Annotated in this window: 20 protein-coding genes; 10 read left to right on the top strand and 10 right to left on the bottom strand. The window is 38.6% G+C overall.

Going from position 1 to position 20190, the window contains the following annotated elements:
- Positions 1 to 297: 297 nt before the first annotated feature.
- The 4 genes from BR72_RS22470 (at position 298) to addA (ending at position 8819) form a co-directional block, all read left to right on the top strand.
- On the top strand, positions 298 to 897 hold the full coding sequence (locus BR72_RS22470) for a TVP38/TMEM64 family protein (protein WP_035437585.1): 600 nt from the start codon (positions 298 to 300) through the stop codon (positions 895 to 897).
- 53 nt (positions 898 to 950) lie between these two features.
- Positions 951 to 1514 (top strand): signal peptidase I, encoded by a 564-nt coding sequence (lepB, locus tag BR72_RS22465; protein ID WP_035437583.1) that lies wholly within the window; start codon positions 951 to 953, stop codon positions 1512 to 1514.
- 76 nt (positions 1515 to 1590) lie between these two features.
- Positions 1591 to 5100, top strand: a complete 3510-nt coding sequence (gene addB, locus BR72_RS22460; protein ID WP_035437338.1) for a helicase-exonuclease AddAB subunit AddB — start codon at positions 1591 to 1593, stop codon at positions 5098 to 5100.
- Entirely contained in the window at positions 5097 to 8819 is a 3723-nt protein-coding gene (addA, locus tag BR72_RS22455) for a helicase-exonuclease AddAB subunit AddA (RefSeq protein ID WP_035437336.1), read from the top strand. The genes addB and addA overlap by 4 nt, the downstream gene beginning before the upstream one ends.
- 49 nt (positions 8820 to 8868) lie before the next feature.
- Here the strand turns inward: addA and BR72_RS22450 are convergent, their stop codons facing one another.
- The 7 genes from BR72_RS22450 to BR72_RS22420 form a co-directional block, all read right to left on the bottom strand.
- Complete coding sequence (locus tag BR72_RS22450) at positions 8869 to 9084, bottom strand: spore germination protein (protein WP_020059858.1); 216 nt, start codon at positions 9082 to 9084, stop codon at positions 8869 to 8871.
- 32 nt (positions 9085 to 9116) lie between these two features.
- Positions 9117 to 9512, bottom strand: coding sequence for a spore germination protein GerPE (locus tag BR72_RS22445; RefSeq protein WP_035437333.1), 396 nt, complete (start codon positions 9510 to 9512; stop codon positions 9117 to 9119).
- Positions 9513 to 9524: 12 nt separating this feature from the next.
- Positions 9525 to 9719, bottom strand: a complete 195-nt coding sequence (locus tag BR72_RS22440; protein WP_035437330.1) for a hypothetical protein — start codon at positions 9717 to 9719, stop codon at positions 9525 to 9527.
- Positions 9720 to 9725: 6 nt separating this feature from the next.
- Positions 9726 to 10340 (bottom strand): spore germination protein GerPC, encoded by a 615-nt coding sequence (gene gerPC / locus BR72_RS22435; RefSeq protein ID WP_035437327.1) that lies wholly within the window; start codon positions 10338 to 10340, stop codon positions 9726 to 9728.
- A gap of 61 nt (positions 10341 to 10401) precedes the next feature.
- The gene (locus tag BR72_RS22430; RefSeq protein WP_035437325.1) at positions 10402 to 10611 is read right to left on the bottom strand and encodes a spore germination protein GerPB; all 210 of its coding nucleotides are present in this window, start codon (positions 10609 to 10611) and stop codon (positions 10402 to 10404) included.
- Between the two features lie 14 nt (positions 10612 to 10625).
- A complete protein-coding gene (locus BR72_RS22425) occupies positions 10626 to 10847 on the bottom strand; it encodes a spore germination protein (RefSeq protein ID WP_035437322.1) in 222 nt (73 codons plus the stop codon).
- A gap of 138 nt (positions 10848 to 10985) precedes the next feature.
- Positions 10986 to 11165, bottom strand: coding sequence for an aspartyl-phosphate phosphatase Spo0E family protein (locus tag BR72_RS22420; RefSeq protein ID WP_035437320.1), 180 nt, complete (start codon positions 11163 to 11165; stop codon positions 10986 to 10988).
- A gap of 226 nt (positions 11166 to 11391) precedes the next feature.
- Between BR72_RS22420 and BR72_RS22415 the strand changes: the two genes are divergently transcribed.
- Both BR72_RS22415 and BR72_RS22410 read left to right on the top strand, forming a co-directional pair.
- A complete protein-coding gene (locus BR72_RS22415) occupies positions 11392 to 12306 on the top strand; it encodes a fumarylacetoacetate hydrolase family protein (RefSeq protein ID WP_035437580.1) in 915 nt (304 codons plus the stop codon).
- Positions 12275 to 12787: an HXXEE domain-containing protein gene (locus BR72_RS22410; RefSeq protein ID WP_035437318.1), complete on the top strand. Its 513-nt coding sequence runs from the start codon at positions 12275 to 12277 to the stop codon at positions 12785 to 12787. The genes BR72_RS22415 and BR72_RS22410 overlap by 32 nt, the downstream gene beginning before the upstream one ends.
- Positions 12788 to 12828: 41 nt before the next feature.
- On the opposite strand, the gene BR72_RS22405 is transcribed toward BR72_RS22410, so the two are convergent.
- Positions 12829 to 14019: an ornithine--oxo-acid transaminase gene (locus BR72_RS22405; RefSeq protein ID WP_035437315.1), complete on the bottom strand. Its 1191-nt coding sequence runs from the start codon at positions 14017 to 14019 to the stop codon at positions 12829 to 12831.
- Positions 14020 to 14170: 151 nt separating this feature from the next.
- Between BR72_RS22405 and BR72_RS22400 the strand changes: the two genes are divergently transcribed.
- Positions 14171 to 14524 (top strand): YisL family protein, encoded by a 354-nt coding sequence (locus BR72_RS22400; protein WP_035437312.1) that lies wholly within the window; start codon positions 14171 to 14173, stop codon positions 14522 to 14524.
- Positions 14525 to 14578: 54 nt separating this feature from the next.
- Here the strand turns inward: BR72_RS22400 and BR72_RS22395 are convergent, their stop codons facing one another.
- Positions 14579 to 15130 (bottom strand): DUF2777 domain-containing protein, encoded by a 552-nt coding sequence (locus BR72_RS22395; RefSeq protein ID WP_035437310.1) that lies wholly within the window; start codon positions 15128 to 15130, stop codon positions 14579 to 14581.
- Between the two features lie 282 nt (positions 15131 to 15412).
- Between BR72_RS22395 and asnB the strand changes: the two genes are divergently transcribed.
- From asnB to BR72_RS22380, 3 genes are all read left to right on the top strand, one after another.
- Positions 15413 to 17260 carry an asparagine synthase (glutamine-hydrolyzing) gene (gene asnB, locus BR72_RS22390; protein WP_035437307.1) on the top strand — a complete coding sequence of 616 codons (1848 nt, stop codon included), beginning with the start codon at positions 15413 to 15415 and terminating at the stop codon, positions 17258 to 17260.
- Positions 17261 to 17650: 390 nt separating this feature from the next.
- Positions 17651 to 17914: a hypothetical protein gene (locus tag BR72_RS22385; RefSeq protein WP_035437305.1), complete on the top strand. Its 264-nt coding sequence runs from the start codon at positions 17651 to 17653 to the stop codon at positions 17912 to 17914.
- A gap of 158 nt (positions 17915 to 18072) precedes the next feature.
- Complete coding sequence (locus tag BR72_RS22380) at positions 18073 to 19416, top strand: alpha-amylase family glycosyl hydrolase (protein WP_051957395.1); 1344 nt, start codon at positions 18073 to 18075, stop codon at positions 19414 to 19416.
- Positions 19417 to 19670: 254 nt separating this feature from the next.
- Here the strand turns inward: BR72_RS22380 and BR72_RS22375 are convergent, their stop codons facing one another.
- Entirely contained in the window at positions 19671 to 20162 is a 492-nt protein-coding gene (locus tag BR72_RS22375) for a YajQ family cyclic di-GMP-binding protein (protein ID WP_035437303.1), read from the bottom strand.
- Positions 20163 to 20190: the final 28 nt, after the last annotated feature.

The raw sequence follows: 20190 nt of genomic DNA, 5'->3' as shown, positions 1-20190 counted from the left end.
CTTTTTTTTATTTGTAAAAGGATTTTTTCTAAGGAATATGGAAAATAAATATATATTTAGTTGTCAGATAGATTATTTCCCCTAATTGTTCAATAATGGTAAAGTATAACAAGAAAAAGTAAACGATCAATTTTTGTAACTACTCAGTCACTCTATGAAAAAAAGACAGAAAAGCAATTTTTTTAATGGCCTGGGAGGGACTGGCAATGCACCGGAGTTTCCTGCCACGTGCAAAGTTTTAAAACAAAGAAAGGCAATTATAATTCATTAGAGCAAGGTAAAGGGGTACATAGTAGAATGGATTTTCAAACAATTAAAGAATATTTCACAATAGAAAATATGGAACATTTGTTAAAGAGCTATCAAGCATTTGGTCCGTTAATTGGCATTGGACTTCCGATGATTGAAGCGTTTATTCCAGCTTTGCCACTCTTTTTATTTGTGATGGCAAATGCAGTTGCCTTTGGTTTATGGCTTGGCTTTTTTTATTCATGGCTCGGTTCATGTATAGGGGCAATGCTTGTGTTTTTTATCATTCGTCGTTTTGGGAGAAGTCGCTTTTTTGCTTTTGTAAATAGACATCCACGAGTTCGCAGTGCGATGACATGGATTGAGCGAAAAGGATTTGCACCCATTTTCCTTTTATTTTGTTTTCCGTTTACCCCGTCAGCGCTGATTAATGTAGTAGCGGGTTTGTCGCGTATTAGTAAGCGGCAGTTTATTTTAGCACTTTCACTTGGCAAACTTGTGATGATTTTCGTGTTAAGTTACGTTGGCCATGATCTTGCATCTTTTATGCATAAGCCGGTAAAAACAACAATCGTACTAGGTATCATTTTTGTTTTATGGTATGTCGGAAAGAAAATTGAAGTAAAGCTTGAACTGAGCAGAGACTAAACTTCGTAAGTGAGCGCACCCCTGTTATTGAAAAGAGAAAGGGATGTGGCATGATGAAGCGAAAGTGGAAAAAAGAAAGTATAGAGTGGATGAGAGTCATTTTAATAGGTGTTTTATTAGCTGTATTTTTTCGCACTTTTTTCTTTGCAACGTATGTTGTCGAAGGTAAGTCGATGATGCCTACGCTCCAAGATGGTAATATGCTGATCGTGAATAAAGTTGGCTATCAGTTTGGTGAATTGCACCGCTTTGATGTTGTTGTTTTTCATGCAAATGAACAGGAAGATTATGTGAAACGAATTATCGGACTTCCAGGTGACAAAATTGCCTACAAACATGATAAACTATATATTAACGGACAATTTATTGAAGAGCCGTATTTAGATGCATACAAAAAGCAAATTCATGGTAGACAGTTAACAGGAGATTTTACCCTAGAAGAGTTAACAGACGAACAGGTTGTTCCGCAAGGGTTTATCTTTGTTATTGGAGATAATCGTTTAGGAAGCTGGGATAGTCGTCACTTCGGATTTGTAAAAATAGAACAAGTTGTTGGAAAAGTTGATTTACGCTATTGGCCAATCAATGAAGTACAAACAAATTTCTCTAAAGGGTAATTCGAAATTTCGAATTACCTTCTTTTTCGGATAGATCTTGATTGATCGACGTTTACTTATAGAAAGGCGGGTTTACATGTCACTTCGATTTATAATAGGACGAGCTGGAAGTGGAAAGAGTACGATGTGTTTGCAAGAAGTGCAGCAAGAGCTGCAGCATCGTCCAAAAGGTGAAACGATTTTATATCTTGTGCCAGAGCAAATGACATTCCAAACGCAGCAAGCATTAATTAATGGAGACGTAAGCGGCTCGATTCGTGCACAAGTGTTTAGTTTTTCGCGGTTAGCGTGGAAGGTGCTTCAAGAAGTAGGCGGAGCAAGCCGCCTTCATATTGATGAATCTGGTGTGCATATGTTGCTTCGTAAAATTGTCGAGGCGCGTAAAGAAGAATTATATGTTTTTCAGAAAGCAGCAGAGCAAAACGGATTTTTTGAACAACTGGGCAGTATGATTACGGAATTTAAACGACACAATTTAACGCCGTCAAATGTGTATGCGATGTGGCAGGAATTAGAGGCTCATAGCAATGGCAATGAACAGAAACTGTTAGCGAACAAAATGTATGATTTGCAGCTTCTATATGATGATTTTGAACGAGCGTTAATTGGAAAATATTTAGATTCTGAAGATTATATGCAGCTTTTATTTGAAAAGCTTCCCTATTCAGAGTATGTGAAGGATAGCATCATTTATATTGATGGATTTCATACATTTTCACCGCAAGAGTTAGAAATTGTAAGGCAACTACTGCGATGCGGAGCAAAGATGACAATTGCACTCACGATTGATGAGCAGACGTTATCACAGCAAGTAGATGAACTGGATTTATTTTATCAAACGCTGGTTACGTATGAAAAAATCAAACAAGTAGCAAGTGAAGAGAAAATTGTTATTGAAAATACGATTTTCATGCGAGAAGAGCCGCGTTTTATGTCACCAGCACTTGCGCATTTAGAGGCGCATTTTGATTCTCGTCCGTATGCAGAGTTTCAAGGTGAGTCACACATTACACTATATGCTGCGGCTAATTTGCGGGCAGAAGTGGAAGGTGTTGCGCGCGAAATTCGCAGATTAGTAGCAGAAGAAGGGTATCGTTACCGTGATATCGCAGTGCTTCTTCGTAACGGAGAAAGCTATTACGATATGATGAAGACATTGTTTACTGATTATAATATTCCGTTCTTTATTGATGAAAAACGCCCTATGCTTCACCATCCATTAATTGAGTTTATTCGCTCTGCGTTAGAAGTTATTAGTGGGAATTGGCGTTATGACGCGGTATTTCGTTGTATAAAAACCGAACTGTTGTACCCGTTAGATGGAAATAAAGCGAAAATCCGTGATGAAATGGACGAATTTGAAAATTACTGTTTAGCGTATGGCGTGCGAGGGAAACGATGGACTTCGGAAGAGCCGTGGACATATCGCCGTTACCGTTCATTAGATGGTGTACATGGCGGTCAAACAGATAGCGAACGAGAAATGGAAGAAAAGATTAATCGTCTTCGTGAGATTGTTCGCACACCGATTATTCGTTTGCAAAAGCGATTAAAACGGGCAAGAGCGACAATGAGTATGTGTGAAGCAGTTTACTTATTTTTAGAAGAGCTAGACGTTCCGAAAAAATTAGAAGCGTTACGCCTGCAAGCAGAAGAGGAAGGGAATTTCTTATTTGCTAATGATCATGATCAAGTATGGGAACAAGTCATCACGCTGCTAGATACGTGCGTTGAAATGCTAGGAGACGAGAAGATGTCTCTGTCTATGTTTGTAAATGTGATGACAACAGGTTTAGAGTCGCTCCAGTTCGCGAATATTCCACCGTCTTTAGATCAAGTGTTAATTGCAAATATTGACCGTTCGCGTCTTTCAAATATTCGAGCAGCATTTGTAATTGGAGCAAATGAAGGGATTATTCCAGCGGCGCCATCAGATGATGGAGTATTATCTGATGAAGAACGAGAAGTACTTGTTTCAGCAGGAATCGAACTGGCACCAACAGCGCGGCAAAAGTTACTCGATGAACAATTTGTCATTTATCAAACAGTGACAAGGGCAGCAGAGAAGTTATATATTTCTTGTCCACTTGCAGATGAAGAAGGGAAGACGCTATTAACATCTAGCTTCATAAAGAAAGTGAAAAGAATGTTCCCATCTGCTGCTGAAATCTTTTTAACGAATGATGTCAATGATTTGTCTCATAGTGAGCAAATTTCATACGTTGCGACGCCAGAAGTGACACTTTCTTATTTAACGCAGCAACTCCAAAATTGGAAACGATACGGTTTTGAAGGGAATCTTTCTTTCTGGTGGGATGTATACAATTTTTATGTTACAACGCCGGAATGGAAACAAAAGAGCATTCGTGTGTTATCCAGTTTGTTTTACCGAAACCGGGCTCGTAAATTAAGCAACGCCGTAAGCGAGGAGTTATACGGTGACAAAATTAAAGGCAGCGTATCACGTATGGAGCTCTTTAATCGCTGTGCGTATGCTCATTTTGCGCAGCATGGCTTATCTTTAAAAGAACGTGATATTTTTAAATTAGATGCACCAGATATCGGGGAACTGTTCCATGCCGCTTTGAAAAAAATTGCTGATAAATTATTGAAAGAAAAGCGGACTTGGGCTGATTTAACAGTAAAAGAGTGTGAATATCTTTCCGTTACAGTGATTGAAGAATTAGCGCCGCTTTTGCAACGCCAAATTTTATTAAGTTCCAACAGACATCATTATTTAAAACATAAATTGCAGCAAATCATTTTCCGTACGTCACTTGTGTTACGAGAGCATGCAAAGTCGAGTGGATTTGTACCTGTTGATTTAGAAGTCGGATTTGGTATGGGCGGAACAAACTCGTTGCCAGCTATGAAATTTGGATTACCAAATGGTGTGGAAATGGAAGTGGTTGGGCGAATTGACCGCGTTGATAAAGCGGAAGATGAAACGGGCACGTTTTTACGTATTATCGATTATAAATCGAGTGCGAAAAAATTAGATTTAACGGAAGTGTATTACGGCCTAGCACTGCAGATGCTAACATATTTAGATGTTGTCACAACAAACGCAAGCAAATGGATGGAGCGTGGCGGAAATGTAAATCCTGCCGGAGTCCTGTATTTCCATATTCATAATCCAATTGTTGAAATGAAAGGCGACGTGTCAGAGGCTGAAATAGAACAAGAAATTTTAAAGAAATTTAAAATGAAAGGGCTTGTCCTTGGAGACGCTGATGTCGTGCGCTTAATGGATAACACATTAACGACAGGAAGCTCGAACATCATTTCAGCGGGTCTTAAAAAAGATGGCAGCTTTAGTGCTCGTTCTGATATTGCGAGTGAACAAGAATTTGATGTACTGCAAAAATACGTACATCGTACATTTGAAAACATCGGAACAGATATAACAGAAGGTGTCATCGATATCGCGCCGTATAAAATGGGGAACAAAACAGCATGTACGTTTTGTAATTTCCGCTCTGTTTGTCAATTTGACGAGTCGTTAGAAGATAACAAATACAGAGCACTGCAAGATATGAAAGATAGTGAAGCATTAGAGAAGATGAGAGAGGAGACCCAGTCATGATTCGAACTTGGCCAGCAAAACCAGAAGGAAGTCAGTGGACCGAGGATCAGTGGAAAGCAATCGTTGCGGATGGCCGTGATATTTTAGTTGCAGCTGCAGCTGGGTCGGGAAAAACAGCGGTACTTGTTGAACGTATTATTCGGAAAATGATTCGAGAGGACAATCCAGTTGATGTCGATCGATTGCTTGTCGTAACGTTTACGAATGCAGCGGCGCAAGAGATGAAAAACCGAATTGGAGAAGCGCTAGAAAAAGTATTGACCCTTGATCCAGTTTCGCCGCACATTCGCAAACAGCTGAGTCTTCTAAACAGAGCATCGATTTCGACAATTCATTCTTTCTGTTTACAAGTGATTCGAACGTATTATTATATGCTCGATGTTGATCCGCGTTTTCGCATTGCGAATGAAACGGAGAATGAATTGTTAAAAGAAGAAGTTCTCGATGACATATTAGAAGCAGAGTACGGCATGGAGAATAATGAGTTGTTTTTTGAACTTGTCGATCGTTACACGAGCGACCGCACTGACGATGATCTGCAGCGGATGATTTTGGCGCTTCATACTGAGTCAAGAGCGCATCCGGATCCGAACGGCTGGCTTGATAAATTAGTTGATGCATATAACGTCGAAGGAAAAACAATTGCAGATTTACAGTACGCTTCGTATTTATTAGAGGATGTAAAGGTGCAGTTGGAAACGGCAAAGCAATATATTGAAAAAGCGATTGAGCTTGCGATGTTACCAGACGGCCCAGCACCGCGCGTTGAAACGCTGCAGGCGGATCTTTTGTTACTTCAGAACTTGTCCGAAGCAGCTTACGGTTCTTGGACAAGCACATATGAAGCGATGCAAACTGCTTCTTGGCAAACGTTAAAGCGTATTAAAAAGAGTGATTATAATGAAGAGATTGTGAAGCAAGTTGATGGTTTGCGGAATAAAGCGAAAGATGAAGTAAAGAAACTGCATGAAGAATTATTTAGCCGTAGTCCAGAAAGTTTTTTACGCGATTTTCAAGATATGCACCCTGTGCTGCAAAAGCTTGTTAATCTTGTAAAAGTATTTACAGAACAGTTCCAAGCGATTAAGCGCGATAAAGGGATGGTTGATTTTACAGATTTAGAGCATTTTTGCTTACAAATTTTAAGTGAGCGTACAAATGAGGGAGAACTGCGTCCATCACCAGTTGCGTGGCAGTACCGTCAAAAGTTTACAGAAGTGCTTGTTGATGAATATCAAGATACAAATTTTGTGCAAGAATCGATTATTAAGCTTGTAACGAAAGATTCGGAGCAAGATGGTAATTTATTTATGGTCGGCGATGTGAAGCAAAGTATTTATCGCTTCCGTTTAGCAGAGCCAGGACTATTTTTAGGGAAATATAAACGTTTTACATCTGAAGGCATCGATGGTGGCATGAAAATTGATTTAGCGAAAAACTTCCGCAGTCGTCATGAAGTACTCGCAGGGACAAACTATATTTTTAAACAAATTATGGGCGAAGCTGTCGGAGAAATTGATTATGATGAAGACGCTGAGTTAAAGCTTGGAGCGAGCTATCCGGAAGGGGAGGATACAGCAGCAGAATTGCTGTTTATCCATCAATCTGATAGCGAAGCAACGGATGAAGAGGAAGGCGTTGAATTAGAAAAGGCGCAATTAGAAGCGCGCCTCATTGCCCAAAGAATAAAAGCAATGGTCGATTCTGGTTATGAAATATATGACCGAAAAACAAACGGCATGCGCCCTGTTACGTATCGTGATTTTGTTATTTTACTGCGCTCGATGCCGTGGGCGCCGCAAATTATGGAAGAGTTAAAACAGCAAGGTATTCCTGTGTATGCAGAGCTTGCGACAGGTTATTTTGAAGCGACAGAAGTGAATGTAATGATGAACTTGTTTCGCGTCATTGATAATCCGGCGCAAGATATTCCGTTAGCAGCTGTGCTTCGTTCGCCAATTGTTGGATTAACAGACGAAGAACTGGCGACGCTGCGTTCTCATGGGAAAAAGGGCTCCTTTTATGAAGTAATGCGCTCGTTTTTGCAAGGCGCACCTTTAGAGGAAGAGAAAGAATTGCATGAGAAAATATCATGGTTTTACGAGCATTTACAAGAGTGGCGTGAATTTGCGCATCAGCAGTCGCTTTCTGATTTAATTTGGAAAGTGTATCGTGAAACAGGTTATTATGACTTTGTGGGTGGTCTTCCCGCTGGTAAGCAACGCCAGGCAAACCTTCGCGTCTTATATGACCGTGCTCGTCAATATGAATCGACTTCATTCCGTGGTTTATTCCGCTTCTTGCGTTTTATTGAGCGGATACTAGAACGCGGTGATGATATGGGAACAGCACGTGCACTTGGTGAACAAGAAGATGTTGTGCGCATTATGACCATTCATAAAAGTAAGGGACTAGAGTTTCCAGTTGTATTTGTCGCAGGGCTTGGCAGACGTTTTAATACACAAGATTTAATGAAACGTTTCTTGCTGCATAAAGATTACGGATTTGGTTCGCAGTTTATTGATCCGAAAAAGCGTATTAAATATACGACATTATCGCAGCTTGCGATTAAGCGCAAAATGAAAATGGAGCTGATTGCCGAAGAAATGCGCGTTTTATATGTAGCGTTAACACGTGCGAAAGAAAAGCTCATTTTAATTGGAACTGTAAAAGATAAAGAAAAAGAAATCCAGAAATGGTTAGATGCCCGCGAACATACCGAATGGTTATTGCCGGATTATGTACGTGCCGGGGCGACTTGTTATTTAGATTGGATTGTACCATCATTATGCAGACATAAAGATAGCGACATGCTTTTGCAGATGGGACAAGGAAGTATTCCAGCTGATTTATACGAATATGATGCAAACTGGAAAGTAGAAGCGGTTGACGCGGCAGAGTTGCAAGCACCGGAGCCAATGAAAGAAGAAAAACAAGAGTTATTAGAAGCGCTCAGGGAGCAGAAAGCAGTTTCTCTTTGCAGTGAAAAGCAAGAGGAAGTGTATAAAAGGTTAACATGGCAGTACAGATTCGAAGATGCAGCAACGCACCGCGCCAAGCAATCTGTTACGGAAATTAAACGAAACTACCAATCGCAAGAGGGTAGTGATACGTCGTTTATTAAACGAGTTCGTGCACCAATTGAAACGCGTCCGCGTTTTATGGAGAAAAAAGGACTTACGTATGCAGAACGCGGGACGGCCGTTCATACGGTTATGCAGCATGTAAACTTAGCGAAAGCAATAACGATTGAAGTAATTCAAGAACAAATTGCGGAAATGGTAAATAAAGAGCTGTTAACATTTGAACAAGCAGAAGAAATAGCACCGGAAAAAATTGTTGCATTTTTTGAAACAGAACTCGGAAAACGATTATTAGCTGCAAAGCATGTAGAGCGCGAAGTACCGTTTACAATGATGTTATCAGCAGATGAAGCATATCAAGATTGGACAGATGAACAAGACGAATCTATCCTTGTTCAAGGGGTTATCGATTGTATGATTGAGGAAGAAGATGGCATCGTTTTAATTGATTTTAAAACAGATACAATTGAAGGGCGATTCCCAGGTGGATTCGAACAAGCGCGGCCAATATTAGAAGAACGGTACAAAACACAGCTTGCCCTTTATCGCAAGGCGTTAGAGAAAAGTCTACATCAATCTGTAAAAGAAACATATTTATATTTCTTTGATGGTAGTCACGTATTGCAAGTAGATTGATGGAAAATGAGAAAACGGAGGGAATCCCTCCGTTTTTTTGTTTTCCGCGCTATGCTGTTCCGATTTGATCTTGATCAGCTACATCGGAATCAAATGTATTTGTACCACTTACACCGTTAAATGTATTTAAAACAAATGCAACATTTGATGAACCGGATCCGTTGTAAGCTTTCGTATTTTCTTTTGGAGATACATTATAGAAATCTCCTAAGTTAAAAGAACCGTTACTATTTTGAACGACTAAATTTCCGACAAGAGACGGCATGTTTTCACCTACTTCAAATTCCTTTTATGGTACTATATGCGTTCTTGGTGAAAAGGTTCTTTTGTAACAAAGTGGCGAATTTGTAAAATGCGTGAGTTTGCAAATACGTAATCAATAGATCCAATATGAAGACAAGAGGCGTTTAGCATACTTTGAATGGTAATGCAGTCTACCTCGATAAAGGGATTTGTATTAATGACTGTCATTCGCACTTCGTTGACACGAGTTGGAATTGTAATTTTATCGTCGACAAATATTTTATATGCTTCCATGTCTCCTTCTTTAGAAATAAAGTTAGCAATTTCACGCTGGACGATAATCGCTCTAGTTTTTAATTCTGCATGATTTGAATCACCAACTTGAACAACAGAACTGAGTCCTAGCGTCATGACATCGGACTGATGAACAACGGAAATATGTCGAAACAAAACGAGCCCTCCTTATCGAGGAGTGGTAGGTACAGCGGTTACGAGTGGTACAAATGGTCCGCCTGTAACCGATTCAAACGGTGTATCTAAAATAGAAGATGAAATAATAAGGTTTGCATCGCCGACTAAGAATAAAGCAGACGAAGATATCCCAAGAGATCGAATATTTCCGACTTTGATTTCATGATTAATGACAGTAAAATTCATATGCACTTACTCCTTTCGGAAGTTACGTGGTATATGCTGAATAAAGGAAAGAAATGCTTTATCAATATCTTGTTTCATTGCTCGAATAATGACATCTTTCATATACTGCGGATTCGATGTAATTTCGGGATGCGGCTGTACTTGAGATAAATAGTACGGGAGACGATGTTCCATTTGTTGTTTTATATCATCAATCATCATTTGACGGTACATATCATCAAGAGGTGTTCGTTCTTCTTGCTCAAAATGAAGAATCCGGGTATACGCTTCTTCGTCTAGATAGCGATGCATTTCTTGAATGATGTCTTGATAAAAATCGGGATTTACTTGAGTTTCAGGATTTACTTTTAATGTTTCAGTCTCCACATCAAAGTCTTCAATTATTTCGCCCTTGCTCGTAAAAGGATTTAAACCAATATTTAATGTACCACTTAAAGTTTCGACTTTTAGTTGATCAAATTTATATTCGACTTTCCCAATTGAAGAAGATGGGCGCTGTTTTAGTTCTGCTATTTCCTCCGTTATTTGCGTTAGCTTTGTTTCTAAAATATTTATTCTTTCTTGTTGTTGTTGAATTACTTGTTGTAATTGTTGTAAATAAGTATACAGATCTTGATTCACTGCTAGAAGCCTCCTTTTTGATCTGGAGGGTATATTGGTATATGTCTATGATATTAGTCCGTTAAGAAGAACTAGGAGGGGGAGGGGAAACAGAAATAATTTGTCCCTGAGCTGTTAGCGGAGGGGTTGGTTGTGTAAATCCACCTGTATTCGAGAACTTTGATAATGTTTTTATACTACCTGCGCTTCCAATTTGAAAGACAGCTGAAGTTGTAAGGTTCTCTATTCTTATGTTTTTAATAATAATACTTTGGTGTACATACAGTTTCAATTTTTTTCCCTCCTTTAATAAGTAGCAGTGATTGGTTGATCGATTACATCATTATCGTTTACATTTGTTATGTTTTCGTAATTGTATATGGCTACCTGTTCTCCGACATTAAAAGAACCCGCTCCTGCAAATGCACGGGAATAACTAATGGGGCGAATGGCAAAAACATCTCCAATGTGAAATACACCACTTGATCCGACGTTAACAATATTAACGTGTCCAACCATTGCAGGCATAGAAAACACCTTTCATGTTAAAAGTTTTTGTATTTGTCCCTTTTTCATCTGAATGTCTATGATGGGAGTTTTACTCTATTATTGTATGGGCGTTTGTGCAAATATGTGTCTGTTATTTTCTAAATAAAAAACGCACACTCATTGGGAGTGCACGTCTGTATGTTGAGTTGGCATATCATCTATTTGTATGAGTAATATAACATTTAAGAGCCTGTCCAGCTCTTGACTACAACTAACCGTTTTTTGAGATGTCATTCCGTATCGTTTGGCCAAGTATTTCATCTTTTCGCGTTTTTTTTCAATTGCTTGCTCAAACATAGAATCGGCTCCGTCTCCTTATAAATTTTAGGTGTGTCTGTAGTACATATTATACAAACTTTCCATAAAAAAGAAACGTATTCGCTAAAAGAAGAAGGAATTCTACATATTTTGTCAAAAAAATTTTTCGAATATGTGAACATTAGAAAGAATATTGTAAATTAAAAATATTTTCGGGAGGATTTTTGTTAATAGGTGCGAATACAATTACAGTATGAATTTGAAGATGGGATGTGGAAATGTGCGGTTTGTGACAGCAAAAACAGATGAAAAAGTGTTTGTTGGTGTTATAGACGAAACATCACAAACGGTGTTGCATGTAAGAGAAGCGCAACGGAAAAAAGAGGAAAAGGTTACGATTCCTATTACGATGTTAGAATGCATTGACCGAGGAGAATCCTTTATTACAAAAGTAATTGAGATTGTCGAATGGGCGAAAGAACATTGCCAGGATGCTTATTATCCATTATCGGAAGTTAAGTTATTAGCTCCGATTCCAAGGCCAAGAAAAAATATTCTTTGTGTTGGGAAAAACTATTATGAACATGTAATCGAAATGGACAAAGAGGGAACCATTCCAGAAAATATTATTATTTTTACAAAGGCCCCGACAACTGTAATTGGCGAGGGGGATCAAATTTATAGTCATCCGCATGCGACAAATGAGCTTGATTATGAAGGTGAGCTTGCAATTGTGATTGGAAAGCGTGGAAAGGCAATTCCGAAAGAAGAAGCCTTGCATCACGTGTTTGGTTATACGATTGTAAATGATGTGACAGCCAGGGATATTCAAAAGAAGCATAAGCAATTTTTTCTTGGGAAAAGTTTTGATACATTTTGTCCAATGGGACCATCTATCGTACACCACTCAATGATTCATAATCCGAATGCGCTTCATATTGAAACGAAGGTGAACGGGGAAGTACGTCAATCTTCTACAACGGCAAATATGATGTTTTCCATTGAAGAAATTATCTCAATTATAAGTAAAGGTATGACGTTAGAGCCAGGTGATATTATTGCGACCGGAACACCAGCCGGAGTTGGAAAAGGATTTCAACCACCTCGATTTCTACATGCTGGCGATGAGGTTGCTATCACTGTAGAAAATGTCGGAACGCTTCGTAATGCTGTTAAATAATCCGACGCGTTCGCTGTATTTCTGGTTTATCCCCATTATTTTTGCATTGCATAATGCAGAGGAGTATTATTTTTTTCCGGAAATAAAGTATTTCCGCCCGGTTCAAATGGAAGAGAACATGCTACAATCCAAGCATTTTTTCCTAGCGATACTTATACTAACTGTTTTTGTGTGTGCGGTGGTATTAATACACAATCTGTTTTTGAAGAAGGTTACGTTATATGTGATCCTGTTTACACAGGCTATGATTTTTATGAATGGGATTGTTCATCTTGTTGGTGCGATTTTGAAGAGAGGATATGTACCTGGTCTCGGTACAGCTCTCTTTTTAGTCATTCCATTTTCATTGTTTTTGTTTTGGAGAGGAAATGTAGTTGGCTGGTGGAAATGGAAGCATGTTTGGATATCCTGTATCATCGGTATTTTACTCATGTTTCCTATTTTAGTTAGTCTGTTGTATATAATTAGAACCATTGTATAGCACAAAGAAGGTTGCCTTTTAACGGGCAACCTTCTTTATTATTAAGATAATACTTCTTTAATTTTTTCGAATGCCCATTGTAAATCTTCTTCAGAAATAACAAGAGGCGGAGCAATGCGGATTACATTTTCATGTGTTTCTTTACATAGTAAACCGGATGCTTTTAATTGTTCACAGTAAGGGCGTGCAGGTTCATTTAATTCGATACCGATAAATAATCCTCTTCCGCGCACGTCTGTAATCATTGGATTGTCAATTTCACGTAATTGATTTACTAGCTTTTCGCCTAATTGTAAAGAGCGTTCAGTTAATTTTTCTTCTAATAGTACCTCTAGAGAAGCAAGAGAAACTGCACAAGCTAGCGGATTACCACCGAATGTAGAACCGTGAGAGCCTGGCTCAAATACGCCTAAAACTTCGCGGCTTGCAGCAACGCAAGAAATTGGGAATACACCGCCGCCTAACGCTTTTCCAAGGATGTACATGTCAGGAATCACATTGTCCCAATCACATGCAAATAATTTTCCAGTACGGCCTAAGCCTGTTTGGATTTCATCTGCGATAAATAATACATTTTCTTCTTTACATACATTGTATGCTTCTTTTAAGAAACCTGCTGGTGGAATATTAATACCAGCTTCGCCTTGGATTGGCTCTAAAATAAATGCGGCTGTATTTGGTGTGATTGCTTCTTTTAATGCTTCGATGTCGCCGTAAGGAATCACAACAATACCTGGAAGCATTGGTCCAAATCCGCGTTTATATTCTTCATTAGATGACATAGATACAGCGCCCATTGTACGGCCATGGAAGTTATCTACGCACACAATAATTTCAGCTTTATTTTCTTCTACTTTTTTCACATCATATGCCCAGCGTCTTGCCGTTTTGATAGCAGTTTCGACAGCTTCAGCACCTGTATTCATTGGTAAAATCATTTCTTTATTAGTTAATTTTGCAACTTTTTCATACCAAGGGCCTAATTGATCACTGTGGAATGCACGTGATGTTAATGTTACACGCCCTGCTTGGTCAATAAGCGCTTGAATAATTTTTGGATGACGATGACCTTGGTTTACAGCAGAATATGCACTGAGCATGTCCATATAACGGTTGCCTTCTGGATCTTCTACCCAAACACCTTCAGCTTTCGCAATTACAATCGGAAGTGGATGGTAGTTAGTTGCTCCGTATGTTTCTGTTAATTCGATAATGTCTTTTGTTTGAATCATGCTAGTTCCCCCTTTTGTTTTTACAAGAAGTTTGTAAATACTCTAAATATTATATCATTTAAGTAAGGAAAAAGCTAAATATTTCCTCAAAAGAAATGAACGTGGTATCATGTAAAGTGAAAAAGTTTGTAAAAAAGAGGAGGAGATTGATATGGTACATATGCACATTACGGCATGGGCGCTTGGGGTTATTTTGTTTTTCGTGGCATATTCGATGTATACGAGTGGAAAACAGGCAAAAGGCCTGCACATGGTAGTTCGCTTGCTGTACATCTTAATTATTGCATCAGGGTTATTAGTTTACAAAAACGTGAACTGGATGCCGATGTTATATGGAATTAAAATGCTTGTTGGCATCTGGGTAATTGCTTCAATGGAAATGGTTCTTGTGAAAGCAAGTAAACAGAAAGCAACAGGGGCGTTTTGGACTCAATTTGTTATTGCGTTTGTAGTAGTATTATATCTTGGTTTACGATTACCGATAGGGTTTTCGCCATTTGCTTAATAGAAAAAATGAGGATGTTATCCCTTTGGTAACATCCTCATTTTTATTATTATGTTAATTTTGTAAATGTAACTCATTCCCATCCGTGTTTGTAAATTTAAATAAATCCTTATTATTTGTTGTGTAACGGACATAATGGTGATGGAGGGCACAAATCATTTCTTCATTATCAAATAAGAGAATGTTAACGCCTTCGCATGAATGTTCTCTAGGCTGGAAAGATAAAAAGTTGTGAGCATAGATGCAATCGTAAAGAGAGTAGCCCAGTGATTGTAATGCCTCCATGACAAGTGAAAAGGATGAATCTGAAAGCTCTTCGATCCATTCATGATAGCTTGTCAGTAACTTTTTTCGAATGCGAATTGTCTCACCGTTTTGCAGCGGATGATGTTCATTTGCTACTTGCAAAATGTTATGTTCATAAAAACGAGCGGGTAACCAATTATTGTTATATAAAATCTCAAATCCATCTTCAATCATATCTTCTAATAAAGAAGCTTCATCGCTTTCTTCGTCAAAAAATACCCATTCTTCGTTTATATATTCAACATTTCCAACTGTATGAGCACGCGGTTGACTATACAAAATATGTTTACGCTGTTTCATTCGTGTTCGCTCCTTTTTTAATAGAAGTTTCTGTTCTTGTTATAGACATTTCGGTCTTTCTTTATAACTAATGCACATACAATTAAAATTGGGCATAGAATAAGGTGAAACTTCCGTCAATGGTGGGCTTTATCTACCACTGATAGTTATCGGGCTTTTACGAGCAGTTGATCTCCGCTTATCTTCTTCGTTTCTCTTTTAATCTTTAAGTGGGGGTCTTATTGCCCACAAATAGCGGGGGAAAAACAGACTGCAGATATGAGATGAGAAAGGGTGATCGCAATGTGCGGTATTACAGGGTGGGTTGATTATACAAAAGTGTTATTGCAAGAAAAAGAAGCAGTAACGAAGATGGCAGAAACGCTCGCAAAAAGAGGCCCGGATGACACGAACGTTTGGCTTCAAAATCATGTTGCTTTTGGCCATAAACGGTTAATAGTTGTCGACCCAGAAGGCGGTAGACAACCGATGATGCGGGAGAAAAAAGAAGAACGATACGCCATTTGTTATAACGGCGAACTATATAATACAGAAGATATTCGGAAAGAATTGCTGCAAAGAGGTTATACATTTAAGGGACATTCTGATACAGAAGTGTTGCTCGCTTCTTATGTGGAATGGAAAGAACAGTGCGTCAATCATTTAAATGGTATTTATGCATTTGCTGTATGGGATGAACAGGAAGAAAAAGTCTTTATTGCGCGTGACCGATTAGGGGTAAAGCCGCTATTTTATAAACATGATTTTGGGCGATTATTATTTGGTTCAGAATTAAAAGCGATTTTAGCTCATCCTGATGTGAAGGCGGAGATTACGACAGAGGGATTAGCAGAAGTATTTGGATTAGGTCCGTCTCGAACTCCGGGGCATGGTATATTTGCTGGAATTGATGAATTACGCCCAGGTCATGCACTTACATTTTCGAAAGATGGTTTAAAAATTTGGCGCTACTGGAATGTTGTGAGCGAAGAGCACACACATAATTTTGAAGAAACGGTAGAACAAGTGCGGTTTTTATTGCAAGATGCCATTACAAGGCAGTTAGTATCAGATGTTCCGCTCTGTACATTTTTATCGGGCGGCGTCGATTCCAGCGCGATTACCGCATTTGCAGCGATGGCGTATGAACGAGAAGGGAAAGGGAAGCTTCATACGTATTCGATTGATTATGAAGATAACGAAAAATATTTTAAATCCAATGCGTTTCAGCCGAATTCAGATGCTCCGTATATTACGTTAATGACAGATACATTTGATACGATCCATCATCGCTGCGTGATTTCTAACGAACATTTAGCAAAATATTTAACTGAAGCGGTCATTGTTCGTGACTTGCCAGGGATGGCAGATATCGATTCTTCCTTACTATGGTTTTGCCGAGAAATTAAACAAGATTTTGTCGTAAGTTTATCAGGGGAATGCGCTGATGAAATTTTTGGTGGTTATCCGTGGTTTTACCGCGAAGATGATTTACAATCTAGTGCGTTTCCGTGGATGCGATCAACAGAGGCTCGTGAACAATTGTTAAAAACAGACTGGCGTAAAAAACTAAATTTGCAAGAGTATGTTCAGTATCGCTATGAAGAATCGGTGCGTGAAACCCCGTTGTTAGAAGGGGAAAGCATACTGGATACAAAAAGAAGGCAACTATTTTATTTAAATATGATTTGGTTTATGACAACACTGCTTGACCGAAAAGACCGAATGAGTATGGGCGCTAGCTTAGAAGTGCGTGTGCCGTTTGCTGATCATCGCCTTGTCGAATATGCGTGGAATATTCCTTGGGAAATGAAAATGTATAAAAACCGCGAAAAAGGTCTATTGCGCAAGGCGTTAGAAGGTGTCTTGCCAAATGATGTCTTATATAGAAAGAAAAGTCCATACCCGAAAACCCATAATCCATACTACACGAAGGCTGTCACTTCATGGCTACAAGAGCTATTAACGGATAAACAGTCCATTCTCCATGAATTATTTGATTACGACCAGTTGCATGGATTAATTGAAACAGGCGGCAGTGCATTTCAAACGCCGTGGTTTGGGCAGCTTATGACAGGCCCGCAACTGTTGGCGCATTTAGGGCAAATTCATGTTTGGTTTAAGGAATATGGGATAAATATTAAAGAGTAATAATGAATTGGAAAAATATGATAAAATATTCATAAGGTAGGCATCGCAACTATTTATAAAGTGAAACTTTAATCAGTGGGGGTTTTCTTCATCCCCCACTGATTATCAGCCCTCACCAATCGGGCTTTTACGGGCAGTTTATCTCCCACCTAACTTCTTAAGAAAAGCGGAAGCGGCTCGCTCAGAATCGCAGGACGCCCACGCCCCTGACAGAGAGGCGTTTTTTGCCTCGTCCGAGGGGGCGAAACGGCCGGAGATTCTAGCCGCTAGAGCTAGACTTTGCTTTCGCTGAATTTTGAGGTGGGAGTATTACTGCCCACGAATAGCGGGATAAACTTTGAAAACTCTTACCTTATTTTTCGAAATATATGAAAAGAGAGGTGCCGAAATATGAATAAAAATTATGTGTGGTTGGCGTTGCTTTTAAGTTTTTTAGTGGTAAAGCCATTTAGGTGGTTTTTCCTCACTCATTCATTATTCTTAGATATAATCTATACGTTAACGGAATTCGCTTTGTATTTCTTAGTAATACTACTAATACTTCGCTTGCTGCAATATGTAAAAGATAAATCAAGCAATGAAAAACAAATAATTGAACTACTGAAAGAAATTAAGAATGACATAGAACGTAAAAAGAAAGAAACAGAGAGCTAATTCTCTGTTTCTTTCTTTTTGTTCAAACAAAACCTACCTTGGTGAATTGTAATCCCTTATTACATTTGATATTTCTATATAATCGAAATGCGTTAGTATACGAGAGGAATATAAATTGTTATACTTTTCTTATAATTAGAAAACTTGGGGGAAGCGATGTGAAGAGGGAGTTAGGGAAATATTTTCTATGTTTCATATGTCTTTTGTTTGTATTTCAATTACCCATTCATGTGTCGGCGAAGGAAACGAGGCTGTGGGAAGATGAAATTGTGTATTCTATTATGATTGATCGTTTTAATAATGGTGATTCTAGAAATGACAAAGAGGTTGATACGAGTAATTTAGAAGCATATCAAGGAGGAGATATCCAGGGGATTATAAAGCGACTTGATTATATAAAAGAGATGGGCTTTACTGCCGTTTTGTTGTCGCCGCCAACTGCGAGTAGTAGTTATGATGGGTATCATCCAACTGATATAACAAAAATGAATGAACATTTTGGTGTGATGAAGGACATGCAGCAGCTCGTCCAAGAAGCGCACAAACGAGATATGAAAGTCATGTTTGAATTTGTAATGGATCATAAAGATGAAACGGGTACTATTAAATGTGCGAAACAGTGGATTAAGGAAACGGATGTAGATGGTTATCATTTCATACATAACGAAAATATTACGAAGGCATTTTTGAGTGAAGTGATTGCAGCTGTGCAGAGTATAAAACAAGACTTTTTTATAATAACGGACACGCAAATACAAGGAGGAAAAGGCGTATTTAATCAAGCTTATCAGCAGCGCATTACAGACGTGTTTACAAAGCCGAATCTTTCTATAAAGCCATTGTATGATGTGACAAAAAGCGGCGGTGCTAGTTTGGAAGGAACGTTTGTAGATAATAGCCAAACGGAGCGTTTTGTTAGAACGGCAAAAGAAAATAAACATTTTCCGCCGGCTCGTTTGAAATTAGCACTTGCCTATTTATATACATCACCGGGCATTCCGTTTGTATACTATGGCACTGAAATTGCGTTAGATGGAGGGAAAGTACCTGATAATCGTCGTTTAATGGATTTTAAAGTGGATGATAAGTTTTTGCAGTATATAGAGAAATTAGGAGACCTTCGCAAAACATTACCATCTCTTCGTTACGGAACATTTGAACTATTATATGATCAAGATGGTATGAGTGTAATGAAGCGCACGTATAAAGATGAGACAACGCTTATCGCGATTAATAACAGGACAGAATCAAAAAAGGTGGAACTTGCTGCAAATGAATTTGGGAAAGACCATGAGCTGCGCGGATTGTTAGAAGATGATCGGGTGCGAGAAGAGAACGGAAAATACTACATTGTGCTGAAAAGAGAAACTGCCAATGTATATGCACTTGCAGGGAAATCAGGGTGGAACTGGTCGTTTATTGCTGCTTTAGTAGGCGTGAATGTGTTATTTATCATCTTTCTTGTATTGGTAAAGAAACGAAAAGGAACTGAATCGTATTGAAATAGAGAAGAAGCTGACCAAAAAAATAAATTTTGGCCAGCTTCTTTTTATCCCGCTATTCATGGGCAGTAATACTCCCACCTCAAAATTCAGCGAAAGCATTGTCCAGCTCTAGCGGCTAGAATCTCCGGCCGCTTCCGCTTTTCTTAAGAAATAAGGTGGGAGAGAAACTGCTGACATGCGCCCGATTGGTGAGGGCTGATAATCAGTGGGGGAAGAACGCCCTGCTGATTAAAGTTTCACTTTATGTACGACTATCGGTAGTTAAGAAATTGTACGTCGATTGTTAAATCAGCTCCGCGTACAGCTGCGATAACTGCTTGTAGGTCATCACGGCTTTTTCCTGTTACACGAACTTGGTCATCTTGTACTTGTGTTTTTACTTTTAATTTTAATTCTTTAATAATGTTATTAATTTTTTTCGCATTTTCTTTATCAATGCCTTGTTGTAATTTTGCGCGTTGACGCACTGTACCGCCAGATGCGCTTTCAACTTTGCCGTAATCTAAGTTTTTGATTGGAACTTCACGCTTAATTAATTTTGAAATCAAAACGTCTTTTACTTGATCAAGTTTATACTCATCATCAGAAGTTAAAACGATTTCCTCTTTTTCTAATTTAATATCACTTTTGCTTCCTTTAAAGTCATAACGATTTTGAATTTCTTTTAATGCGATGTTAATCGCGTTTGTTACTTCTGGAAACTCTACTTTTGAAACGATATCAAAAGAACTATCTTTTGCCATAATAAGCACCTCCAAATTAAATTCCACT

The sequence above is a fragment of the Bacillus sp. UNC322MFChir4.1 genome, assembly GCF_000746135.1.
In the GTDB taxonomy this organism is placed as follows: domain Bacteria; phylum Bacillota; class Bacilli; order Bacillales; family Bacillaceae_G; genus Bacillus_A.
The sequence above is the reverse complement of the archived record's forward strand: the minus strand, read 5'-3'. Positions and strand labels throughout refer to the sequence as shown.